General features: G+C 33.3%; 14 protein-coding genes and 1 pseudogene. 7 read left to right on the forward strand and 8 right to left on the reverse strand.

Annotation, left to right across the window (positions count from 1 at the left end; genetic code table 11):
* The 3 genes and pseudogenes from BD31_RS00755 to BD31_RS00760 form a co-directional block, all read left to right on the forward strand.
* A pseudogene (locus tag BD31_RS00755) lies at nt 1-534 on the forward strand (cytochrome c biogenesis protein CcdA); the annotation flags it as partial.
* On the forward strand, nt 531-671 hold the full coding sequence (locus tag BD31_RS09740) for a YHS domain-containing protein (RefSeq protein WP_008297017.1): 141 nt from the start codon (nt 531-533) through the stop codon (nt 669-671). The pseudogene BD31_RS00755 and the gene BD31_RS09740, both read left to right, overlap by 4 nt.
* Nucleotides 661-888: a glutaredoxin family protein gene (locus BD31_RS00760; protein WP_048097301.1), complete on the forward strand. Its 228-nt coding sequence runs from the start codon at nt 661-663 to the stop codon at nt 886-888. Before BD31_RS09740 ends, BD31_RS00760 begins: the two co-directional genes overlap by 11 nt.
* A gap of 14 nt (nt 889-902) precedes the next feature.
* Here the strand turns inward: BD31_RS00760 and BD31_RS00765 are convergent, their stop codons facing one another.
* The 3 genes from BD31_RS00765 to BD31_RS00775 form a co-directional block, all read right to left on the reverse strand.
* Nucleotides 903-1340 (reverse strand): AsnC family transcriptional regulator, encoded by a 438-nt coding sequence (locus BD31_RS00765; RefSeq protein WP_008296995.1) that lies wholly within the window; start codon nt 1338-1340, stop codon nt 903-905.
* Nucleotides 1341-1495: 155 nt separating this feature from the next.
* Nucleotides 1496-1951 carry a pyridoxamine 5'-phosphate oxidase family protein gene (locus BD31_RS00770; protein ID WP_008297009.1) on the reverse strand — a complete coding sequence of 152 codons (456 nt, stop codon included), beginning with the start codon at nt 1949-1951 and terminating at the stop codon, nt 1496-1498.
* A gap of 307 nt (nt 1952-2258) precedes the next feature.
* A complete protein-coding gene (locus tag BD31_RS00775; RefSeq protein ID WP_008297007.1) occupies nt 2259-3155 on the reverse strand; it encodes a CBS domain-containing protein in 897 nt (298 codons plus the stop codon).
* Between the two features lie 136 nt (nt 3156-3291).
* Between BD31_RS00775 and BD31_RS00780 the strand changes: the two genes are divergently transcribed.
* Nucleotides 3292-4125, forward strand: coding sequence for a DUF294 nucleotidyltransferase-like/CBS domain-containing protein (locus tag BD31_RS00780; protein ID WP_008296991.1), 834 nt, complete (start codon nt 3292-3294; stop codon nt 4123-4125).
* Complete coding sequence (locus BD31_RS00785; RefSeq protein ID WP_008296987.1) at nt 4122-4679, forward strand: cupredoxin domain-containing protein; 558 nt, start codon at nt 4122-4124, stop codon at nt 4677-4679. Before BD31_RS00780 ends, BD31_RS00785 begins: the two co-directional genes overlap by 4 nt.
* Before the next feature lie 127 nt (nt 4680-4806).
* On the opposite strand, the gene BD31_RS00790 is transcribed toward BD31_RS00785, so the two are convergent.
* From BD31_RS00790 to BD31_RS00800, 3 genes are all read right to left on the reverse strand, one after another.
* Nucleotides 4807-5766, reverse strand: coding sequence for a YVTN family beta-propeller repeat protein (locus BD31_RS00790; RefSeq protein WP_008297002.1), 960 nt, complete (start codon nt 5764-5766; stop codon nt 4807-4809).
* Nucleotides 5767-5846: 80 nt separating this feature from the next.
* Nucleotides 5847-6569: a sulfite exporter TauE/SafE family protein gene (locus tag BD31_RS00795; RefSeq protein ID WP_008297004.1), complete on the reverse strand. Its 723-nt coding sequence runs from the start codon at nt 6567-6569 to the stop codon at nt 5847-5849.
* 191 nt (nt 6570-6760) lie between these two features.
* Nucleotides 6761-7153 carry a hypothetical protein gene (locus BD31_RS00800; RefSeq protein WP_052319555.1) on the reverse strand — a complete coding sequence of 131 codons (393 nt, stop codon included), beginning with the start codon at nt 7151-7153 and terminating at the stop codon, nt 6761-6763.
* Nucleotides 7154-7320: 167 nt separating this feature from the next.
* On the opposite strand from BD31_RS00800, the gene BD31_RS00805 reads away from it, so the two are divergent.
* Both BD31_RS00805 and BD31_RS00810 read left to right on the forward strand, forming a co-directional pair.
* Nucleotides 7321-7677: a YnfA family protein gene (locus BD31_RS00805; RefSeq protein ID WP_008296983.1), complete on the forward strand. Its 357-nt coding sequence runs from the start codon at nt 7321-7323 to the stop codon at nt 7675-7677.
* Nucleotides 7674-8006, forward strand: coding sequence for a YnfA family protein (locus BD31_RS00810; RefSeq protein WP_008296981.1), 333 nt, complete (start codon nt 7674-7676; stop codon nt 8004-8006). Before BD31_RS00805 ends, BD31_RS00810 begins: the two co-directional genes overlap by 4 nt.
* A gap of 41 nt (nt 8007-8047) precedes the next feature.
* Here the strand turns inward: BD31_RS00810 and BD31_RS00815 are convergent, their stop codons facing one another.
* Nucleotides 8048-9091: a hypothetical protein gene (locus BD31_RS00815; protein WP_008297000.1), complete on the reverse strand. Its 1044-nt coding sequence runs from the start codon at nt 9089-9091 to the stop codon at nt 8048-8050.
* Nucleotides 9092-9366: 275 nt separating this feature from the next.
* Nucleotides 9367-10443: a PEFG-CTERM sorting domain-containing protein gene (locus BD31_RS00820; protein WP_008297014.1), complete on the reverse strand. Its 1077-nt coding sequence runs from the start codon at nt 10441-10443 to the stop codon at nt 9367-9369.
* Nucleotides 10444-10479: the final 36 nt, after the last annotated feature.

Raw genomic sequence — 10479 nt, forward strand, 5'->3', positions numbered from 1 at the left:
CAGAATAGAGGAGAATATTCTAAAGCATTTTTCATGGGATTGCTATTAGGAAATGCGGGAGTTGGATGTCCTAACCCTCTCTTCTATTGGTTATTGATCTACATAGCAGGTGCAGGGAGTGTAGAGGTAGGGGCTTCGTTGGGATTAGTTCACGGGGTAGGTAGAGCAATCCCATTAATCTTTTTGTCAGTGTTGGCAGTTTTAGGAATAAGTGCAACCAAAGGATTGACTACCAAAAGAGAGTCGATTGAAAGTGCAACTGGATGGATGTTGATAGTAATTGCAGCATTTTTGATAATCAACGGTTTGCCTGAAGGTCATGAGTGGTATGAGCATACGTTTGTTCATCAAGGATGGAATGAGTTAGTTGAGCTAACTCCAATTCCTGCAGAATTTGAGATGCCTGAACATGAACATGAAGAAGAGAAAGTGTTTCCCGAAGAAGTGATTCCAATCACATTGGTTGTGTTAATTGTAATTCCAATAGTGTGGTATTTGATTAATAAAAGAAGAAACCCCAAGGTGGTACAATGAAGGATCCAGTTTGTGGAAAAGAAATAGGCGAAAAAGGCGAGATTCTAACACACAATGGAAAAGAATATCGATTTTGTTGTGCTAGTTGTAGATGGGCATTTGAGAATAATCCAGAGCAGTTTGAAAATGAATCATAAAATAGAAATTCTCACAACCCCCTCTTGTGGGAATTGTAAGGTAATTGAGAAAATGCTAGATGATCTAAACATTTCATATGATATCATAGATGTAACTGAAAAGCCAGAATATTTAGAAAGATATCCAATCTTTATTGCACCTGCAATAGTCATTGATGAAAAATTAGAGTTTACAGGCATTCCAAAAAAACAAGAATTGTTAGAAAAATTATCGTAAACAGAATCTCAATCTTATTGCTCTTCTTTTGCTTTCTCAATTATAGATTCTATTCTTCCCTTATTCTTTTCTTTGAATTGTGTCTTGCACGTATTGCAACAAAAGAATCTCTCAAAGTTTGCAAATTTTAAAACGTGTGGTTTGTCACCTATTATTCCATCACACAGATCACACTTCATTTTTACAGACATGCCTGATTTTAGATTTGTTTCAGACGAGTCATGACAATCACATGCATTGAGTTGTTCCTTTTGTTCATCCATAACATTAGTTGAATCAATCACAGGTGAGACAGATTTTATCAGTCCAATATTGACTAGTCTTTGATATCTTGCTTGTACTGTAGGAGTGCTGATATCGAGTTCTCTGGCTATTTGTCTAAAGGATTTTCTTCCATCTTGTTGGAGTGAAGTCACTATACCAATGTCAATGTCATCTAACTCATGAGGCATGTATACTCTGTTGTCTTTTTGTATTTATCATCTTGACTTTACAAATGTAAAGAAGTATCAATAATTTGAAAATATTGACTAGTTCTTTTATTGAGTGACTTTCAAATTAGTTCAGATTCATATAGTTTTAGGCATAAAAATCCAATTGTAGCCATTTAAAAGAATGCAGAATCAGTGTCAGAACCGATTGACAGATCAGAGTGTTGTTCTGGATTCAGAGAATAGCACACATTAGGCTCGAATTGTATTACCGTTGCTTCTTTTTCAGACAATAGTTTAATTTTTGAAGACGAGTTAATTTGTAAGATCTTTTTGATTATGGATTCTTTAATCTCTGATTTAGTAGGGTCATCAGTGACAAAACTTACATTTCCACGAAGCTGGTAACCTTCTAAAGTATCTTTGTTAAAAACAGAAACAGTAACCCAAGGATTTATTTGAAAATTCTTGTAGGATTTGTGTTTGAAAAAATCAAGCCAATAAATTGCATTTTCTTCAATTTTGAAAAAGATTCTAGGAGAAACGTTTGCAATCGTGTTTCCGCTAACAGTTCCTACAACAAAAATTCCTTGCTCCTCAATGAATTCTTTAATCCTATCAGGAATTTGCACAGTATTTCATTAGGTCTAGTTAGTAATAAAGAACAACATGAATTTCAAACAAGACACATAGAATAGTGATTTCTTCAAAGTCAAATGAAACACAGATTATTTCTTTTAATCACTGACTATTTTAGACATAGTTAGATTTTTTCTCCAAACAACTCTTGACATTTTGGACAGTAATCCTTAGAGGTACCATCTTCTAATTCTGTGTGAATAAGTTCCACATCATGAAACGGACAGTGTGTACAAAATTGCTTTTCTTTTGTCATTATTCTCAGTAAAGTCTCTACTTGAATCAGAAATTTTTACCATGTTAGATTAACACATCCTTCCCGCAATGAGGACAGACCACGTTTTTGGTTTCGGTTTGATATGATTCAGATATTTTTTCAGACATTAAGACATCACAAATATCCCACGGAGTAACTGAGATATCCTTGTAAATCACATATGGGTGCTCCATATCATACATCATTGATGACACTTGGTTAATTGTTAAATCATCTAACACCACAGTTACATCTTCCAACTCCACCTCATTGACTGGGATATCCAAAAAATTATCCACGTCAGGCTGAAACTTTAATGCTTTTGAAATTTCTTTAAGTACCAATCTGTCGCTGATAAATTGGCTTGAATATTCTAGTAGTATCTTTCTAGTATTATGCTCAAACATCAAATCAACTATCTCACGCAACGTGTCATCAGGCTGAAATGTAATCATTTTCTTTTTTGGCAGAGATGAAATTGGGGTGTTGATTTTAGATTTGACTGCAACTTCCAGCATTTTTCTTGCAGAAATTGGCGAGTATCCTTGAAATGAATTTGGTATTATTGCAAAAGCTCTTCTAGATGCCCTCCATTTTTCCATCAATTCGTGAAAAGTCATGCTCTTCTCAACAATCAATAGACCATGTAACATGATCTCTTTGACTTTGGTTTCATACTGAAAGTCGCGAGTAGGATTTTCTCGTATGTGTTTTAGTAAATCATACCCCCCAACCATTCCAACAGGGTTACGATTGTTATCTCTAATCACAAGTGAGTCAACTAATGTCTCTAAATATTGTATGCACATTTCAGTGGCAACACATACTTCGCGTTGTTCATTGAGATAGACACATGGTGTATCAGTCAAACTTTCAGAAAATAATTGTTCTAGTGTTAATTCAGAGATAGGAACTTTTGTAGGATATTTCCAAGGTCTCAAGCCAACACATATTGGTATTTTTGATATTTCAAGTCACTTTTGATTATTAACGATGAGAATACTAGTGCTTCAAAGATTGAAACCAGATATGATAATTACAAACTAATGATTTATGCAATAAAATCAATAGTGGAATATGTTACAAGACACTCCAATATCAGAGAGAACTCTTGGAGAATTATTTCCAGAAAGATTGACGTGGTCACTATGTATCCATATTGACAAAGGCAAAGAAGTTTGGGTCGTCACTGGAATGCTGGTACAATATTTGGAATCAGCCACTGATTCAATTATCATAAGAGATGAGAATCATAATCCAATAGGCACTATTGGTGGCAAAGAAATCATGGAAAAATTGTTAGAGAATCCTACCTCAAGTTTGTTCTATGGAACCAAAGTAGAAGACATTATGGAGCCAAATCCAGTTATTGTATCAAAGGATACAAAGTACAAAGATTTGATGAATTTTTGGAAACAGAAAGGTAGGGCATACGCAGTAATTCCTAATGAGTGGGGATTTTATTCTGCAATTTCTGCGCAAAAGATTCTGGAAATTGGTAAGGCATGTAAAACTAGTCTTACTATTGAGGATTTACCAGAAAAGAAACAGGTGACCTTCAAAAAAGGAGATACGTTTGGTAATTTGATTAATCTGATGTTTGAGAACAAAGCTAGAAAGATTTTGCTTGAAGGAACTAGTAAATATCTCAGTGACAGATTAATCATAGAAACAATATCAGAGAAAATGAAACATCTAAAAGAAACAAATGACTTTCTAAACGAATCAGCAGACATTGTAGATCTTGAAGAAGCCAAAGTTATCTCAGAGAATTTAACAATTAACGAAGTGTCTTCTATGATGTATGATATGGCTCATCCATTTGTTATTTACAAGGATTGGCTTGTAACGCCTTGGGATATTTGCAATGTATTGTTATCTCCAAATATTACATGGAATATTGCAAAATGAATTTTAATTCTACAAATTGCAGGCTGTACTCTTTTGTTTTAATTGCAGTACTAGTATTCATTGCTTTCTTAATTCCCACATCTTATGCCGAAGAATTAATCATCCCAATACCTCAAGGAGATCATACCAGAGAACTAAAGACAGTAATTGAATGGTATGTCCCAATTAATCATGATGTAGAAGTTGGCGATACTGTAACGTGGAAAAATGACGACATTACTGGACACACTGTAACGAGTGGCAAGGGAATTGGATTTTTGGGTGATCCTGAAATAGACAAACCACAACTTGACGGATATTTTGATAGTGGAGTTATTGCCCCAGGAAAATCATGGTCATTTACATTCAAAGAGAATGGTTTTTTTGAATACACATGTACAATTCATCCTTGGATAGAAAGAAGCATCACCGTATTGGAGCCAGGCATACAAATCAAAGACATCAGAATCAGCTATGCATTACTTGTTACAATAAGTACCATTATTGTAATTGTTGTTGGTACAATAATTATCATTAATTTAAGACGCAGGTATTTAGAAAAAAATCCTAAATGAATTTCAATTTTATTCTATGAGATGTTATTTTACAAATGTAAAGAAGTATCAATAATTTGGAAATGTTGACTTTCTCTTTTAATGAGTGACTATTTTATACAAAAATTAGTATAATTTGAGTAATTGTTTACGGGTTATTTGGCACTGCAATCCAAAAGGGCATTTTACCAGTCGGTACGGAATTTATGATTTCTAACGTTTCAGTGTTTATTTCTACAATTTCATTTGTTTGTGAAACTGCAACATACAGAATAGAGCCATCAGAGTTAGTTCTTAATCCATGAGATCCTTCTCCTACCCTGATTTGATCAATTACATCAAATGACTCTGTATCAATAACACTAATCTTATCATCGGCAATTCCCGAAACATATGCTCTGCTACCGTCAGGGGAAACATCTATTCCATGATGACCTAAAGTGACAGGAATTTCTGCAATAATTTCTTTATTTTCTAAATTAATAACTGCAACGTCATTTGTAGCAATTCGTGTAACATAAAGAAATTTGCCATCTGGAGATATGTCCAAGTTATGTGGAATTCCTTTTACAGGGAATGTGGATAACAATTCAAATTCCTTTGCGTCTATAATTGCTATTTTATTCTCTCCCTGCAATGTCACAAATGCAAGTTCGTTTGAAGGATTGAAAATTATGTTATGCGGAGTTTTACCGACAGGAATTTCAGTGTAAATTTTTCCAAGGACTAGATCAATTACAGAAACTGAATCCGAGTCTTCATTTGCAACAAATGCAAAGTTACCATTAGGACTGATTTTGACTCCTTTTGGTGTTTTTCCAACATGAAATGTGTCTATAGATTCACCTGTTTCCCCATTAAATGCAAAAACAGTGTCACTTGCACTACTTGTTGCAAGTACTAAAAGACCATTTTTGGTTGTGGAGATATATGTCATTTTCTCTCCTGCATTCCAATTATTCTCATGAGGGTATGAATTTATGGTATTATCCCCTTGTAGTGTAAAGAATATTGTTTTAGATTCATCATTGGTATTATTTTGTAAATACAGTATTCCTATAATTCCGATTAAAATTATTCCAACTATTACACCAAGTATTAATTTCATTTATTCTGTTCTGATGTGAATATTTGCACATAAAATTCATTTGAAAGTAGATTAAACATTTCTTTTAATCGGTAATTATTTTAGGTACTAAACAAATGTCCTAAAACCCCTATTTGATACATTATGTTGATACCAATGGCAAGACTGAATATTCCCGCAGTGTATTTGAAAATCTTTTGCATGGGTGTAATTCTATTTGCAAAAGCAAATGGCACGCCCATTAAGCTTCCAACTAGTACCATTCCAACCATAGAACCAACTCCAAAGATTATGATGAATACAAATACCATTCCCATATCCTCTAGCGCTATAGCACTAAGTACAACAATACTTCCACTCCCTGCCAATCCGTGAACTAGACCAATCATATATGATTTGTGAGCATGTCTATGATTAGAATCATCATGATTATGTTCATCAAGATGTATGGTTCCATCTTTGTGTTGATGGGGATGTTTGTGCTTGAATTGAATTTTTTTATTGATAATTGTAGTGATCCCCAAAAATACAAGCATTATTCCAACTACAAATTCAAAACCTGAAAAGATATGATCATGTATTGTTATTGCAAATGCATATACCAAAAAGCCTATCAAAACAAGTGTTGTGGTGTGCCCTGCCCCCCAAACCGCACCAAGAATAGATGATTTTGTGACGGATTGTTTAATTAGTTGTTTTATTGGTTTTTTATCAAATTTTGATTTTAAAATTTGAGTACTTACTGCAGAGATATGATCTGGTTCAAACGCATGCTGTATTCCAACTAAAAAACCAAGTCCCATCACTAATATTGGGGTAAGCATTCCAATTTGTTCAAAAATTTCTTCTACTATGAGATACCAATTAGTTTCATTATTCTCAGATTAATAAAATTTTCAAGAATTAATATGACTTTACATCATTCAAATCTACTTGACACCCTTTTGTTATTCCATTAATCATTACAAAGTATGTGCCAGAAAGTATTACTATTGCGAGTAATCTAATTGGTATCTCATATTCTGTTAGAAACGATAAGGAAGTAGCTCCTGCAACCCCCCAATGTGGAAATTATTGTAAAACCTATTTGCCCACATCCAGTACATATTCCTGCACCCACTCCAATAACAGAACCGACTACTCCTGTTCCAGTTTTTCTAGAATTTACTTTTACTGTTCTCATTTGAAAAACAGATAAACTAGTCACTAGTGCAATAAGACCTGAGACAATTATGATTAGAACAAAGCTTAGAATCCAATCTACTGGGAGCTGGAATGCAAAGAATGGCTTAAAGAATAAAAATTCCCTAGCATACAGCATGAATACAAAAAGCACAGTAAACAAAGAACCAGAAATTATCCAAGAAGTGATATTTGAATAAACTAGTTTGAGGGTTTCTTTATGCATATTCCCCCCTAACAATTACAACCTCTACATAGTTTTGGATTACATATTTTACAATCCAGTAAACATTTGTCCTCAGGGCAATAACCGCAAAATTGCTTTTTCTTTGATTCCAATCCATTTATCTAAATTAGTTATAATATAGAATCTTTATTCCATTTTAGTATCAAATGGGAGAACAGTCAAAGAATTTTTTCACTTCAATTCTATTATTTTTTCTAGCTGGTCTTTGCGAGATTGGTGGTGGATACCTAGTATGGCTTTGGTTGCGTGAAGATTTTGGTTTTGTATTAGGTGCAGTTGGTGGCTTTGTATTATTTTTGTATGGAATTATTCCCACATTTCAGAAAACCCACTTTCATAGAGTCTATGCAGCTTATGGAGGAGTCTTTATTGTAATGTCCGTATTTTGGGGATGGTTAGTTGATGGAGTGACCCCTGACAATTATGACATTATTGGAATAATAATTGCTGTAATAGGAGTTTTGATAATTTTCTACTACCCAAGAAAAGGAGAGAAGGTTTGATCGAAGTAGTTCTTTCAACTTTAGGATTATTCTTTTTTGCATCTCTGTTAGAAATTAGTGGCGGATATCTTGTTTGGAAATGGTTACGAATTGATAAAAGAAAAATATTTGGAGTAATTGGGGGTTTAATTTTATTTTCATATGGTATTATCATGACATTCCAACCTGCTGATTTTGGTAAAGTGTATGCTACCTATGGAGGAATCTTTGTTGTATCATCTATAATTTGGGGTTATTGGGTGGATAAGAAAAAACCAGATAGATTTGAGATAATTGGCTCAATAGTTGTTTTAATTGGTGTTGCCATTATGTTTTATTTTCCAAGATGACCATATTTTCTCTTCAAATAATTTATGGATCATGAGTACAATCAATGATGTTTCTTTTTTATTTTATTTTCCAATTTCATAACATACACAATAACACCAATCAAGGTAATTTCTAAGATTTTTGCAATTACCCCTGCCATGTCAATATGCTCAGGATGATTTTCAGGAGATAGTGGAGGAGGGTAACTTATCGCATAAATGTAAAGCCCAATTAACATTGCAGACCCAATTAAACCAAATAGATAGATTGCTAAATTTCTGCGATGAGAATATGTGAAATCTTTTTTCGATATTTTTGGAACAAACAATACGGTTGATAAAAGTAACCCCCCAAATCCAATTTGAGATATTGCAGCTAATAGCAGAAACAGCCCATATTCTATACGAAGAGGGGTATGATCTACATAAATAGATAAATGAATTAAACCACCTGCAAATGCTAAAAGCATGATGGCATATCGAAGTGTTTCATGTGTGTCTAGTTTTTGATTTGACTTTCTTTTGTTTTTGTAATTATTCCACATTGCATACCCAAAAACACTAAACGGCAACATCACAATAACTACCATTAAAGAACTCCAGATATTATTCCAATTTTCTGAAACTGATACGTTAAACAATACTCTAGTACAATCACAGTCTGATGAACTTGAGGGGATAAAACGAGGTGAAACAACATGTTCTTTGAGATTGGTTATGTCAGATATGCTAAGTACAATTTGATAGGTTCCTGATTTTTCAAAAATAAAAGGTATTTCAAAATCACCAATAGTTTGTACCTTCCATGGTTCATAGAATATTCTTTTCTCCATACTTTCACTGTAAATTTCAACCATGGTTTCTATATCATACATATCATTTCCATTTTCATCTTGTATGCTAAAGATTATTTTTGTGGGTTCATCAGGAGCAGGATTTCTAGGTTCAAACCCGATATATGAAAAATAATCTCCCTGAATAACTCCGCCTGAACTACTTTGTTCAAGATGAGCATATGAATTTGTGAATCCAGATGGTAGTGTTAATATTGTAAAAATGAAAATTATTATTTTGATTTGTTTTTTAAAATGTAATTCATACAACATAATTTTTACACGTTATTCAGACTTGATGATAATTTCCATAATTTCACTAATATCTAGACTCCTTTCTTCTTTCATGAAACAGTTTACGGGACTTTCCTGCTCTGGGTGTAATGCGTAAAACACATCTACAGCAAGGACACCTTACATCAGGACACTCTATGAAAACACTGCATTGAGGACAACGCTTCTGATTATTTTCATATCTAGTTTTTCCATTGAAATTTTTGAGTTTCAATCTTTGACAGATTCCTTTACACGTATTCATGATGATTTTTTTACAGTTCATGCCTCCACACAATAGTTTTTTCTCTAGTTTTACTGACAATCATTATCACAACAAAAGCAATACTTAGTATTAGTAGTGAAAGTAAACCAAATTCAGGAACTACGTTTACAGTGACTTCGACATATTCATCACTTCCAGCAATTTTTTCAATTCTTATAGTAATATCCCCTGCTTCTTTTTCTACAAACACAAAATTCTCAAAAGTTCCACCTGCACTTGCAATACCCGCCTTACGGTGTATCTCTTCTCCATCTTTAATTAATACAAAATCATAGATAACATCTTTTATTGTTGCTCCAGTGTCTTTTTCATAAAAAGTCATGATAAATTCTGATTCTCCAAGATTCAGTGTACTAGGAAACCATGTGAGATCTACAACATATCTTCCATCATTAGGGTTTGATTTAGAAATACTTTCTAATTTAATTGGAAACTTTGCAACATCTTGTGGTTTAACAACCACCAAAAAACTGACATGTGATAATGAATTTCCTTCAATATCAAACATGTTAAATGTCACAGTCCCAATATTTTCAGGAGAGAAATTGAATTGTATTTCATCTGGTGTTTCAGAATTTACAGAACCTGAAATATGTTCTTTGTAAATTTGATTTCCATCATGTAGCATTTCTATGTCATACTCAATATTTTTGTTAGACTTGTCTGTAAATAATTCATTTGTTTTCAAAAAGAAAGTAGTATCTTCACCTGCTCTAATTATCTCAGGCTCCCAAGACAAATTAACTCGATATCTAAGATCAGGAGTGGTGGATTCTAGAGGTAAACCCAAATCTTTACTCGAACTCAACTCAAAAAACATTTCCGAGTCCGATGATTTCATTGCTAGCTCTCGAATTTGCTTTAATTCTGCTCTATTCATTACAATGTGAACAGTTCTTCCATCATTTGAATAATCATCAATAGTAACTGAAGCATCTGCTAATTGGACATCATTTACTTTTGCTTCATATTTTGTATGAAGAAATTCTGAAAATCCTTCTGAAATTTGGACTTCCTGATGTACTACACTTAGTTGTTCAAAGTCTTGATTCCAGTCAAAAGGCATTGAAAAAGTAATTTTATCTGATTTAAATTACAAAAA

Origin of the sequence: Candidatus Nitrosopumilus salarius BD31 (assembly GCF_000242875.2) — an archaeon.
GTDB classification, from domain to species: Archaea; Thermoproteota; Nitrososphaeria; order Nitrososphaerales; family Nitrosopumilaceae; genus Nitrosopumilus; species Nitrosopumilus salarius.

Coding starts and splice junctions, on each gene's coding strand:
- BD31_RS09740 (WP_008297017.1), top strand. CDS start 531: ATGAAGGATCCAGTTTGTGGAAAAGAAATAGGCGAAAAAGGCGAGATT.
- BD31_RS00760 (WP_048097301.1), top strand. CDS start 661: ATGAATCATAAAATAGAAATTCTCACAACCCCCTCTTGTGGGAATTGT.
- BD31_RS00765 (WP_008296995.1), bottom strand. CDS start 1,340: ATGCCTCATGAGTTAGATGACATTGACATTGGTATAGTGACTTCACTC.
- BD31_RS00780 (WP_008296991.1), top strand. CDS start 3,292: ATGTTACAAGACACTCCAATATCAGAGAGAACTCTTGGAGAATTATTT.
- BD31_RS00785 (WP_008296987.1), top strand. CDS start 4,122: ATGAATTTTAATTCTACAAATTGCAGGCTGTACTCTTTTGTTTTAATT.
- BD31_RS00790 (WP_008297002.1), bottom strand. CDS start 5,766: ATGAAATTAATACTTGGTGTAATAGTTGGAATAATTTTAATCGGAATT.
- BD31_RS00795 (WP_008297004.1), bottom strand. CDS start 6,569: ATGCTTACCCCAATATTAGTGATGGGACTTGGTTTTTTAGTTGGAATA.
- BD31_RS00800 (WP_052319555.1), bottom strand. CDS start 7,153: ATGCATAAAGAAACCCTCAAACTAGTTTATTCAAATATCACTTCTTGG.
- BD31_RS00805 (WP_008296983.1), top strand. CDS start 7,321: ATGGGAGAACAGTCAAAGAATTTTTTCACTTCAATTCTATTATTTTTT.
- BD31_RS00815 (WP_008297000.1), bottom strand. CDS start 9,091: ATGTTGTATGAATTACATTTTAAAAAACAAATCAAAATAATAATTTTC.
- BD31_RS00820 (WP_008297014.1), bottom strand. CDS start 10,443: ATGCCTTTTGACTGGAATCAAGACTTTGAACAACTAAGTGTAGTACAT.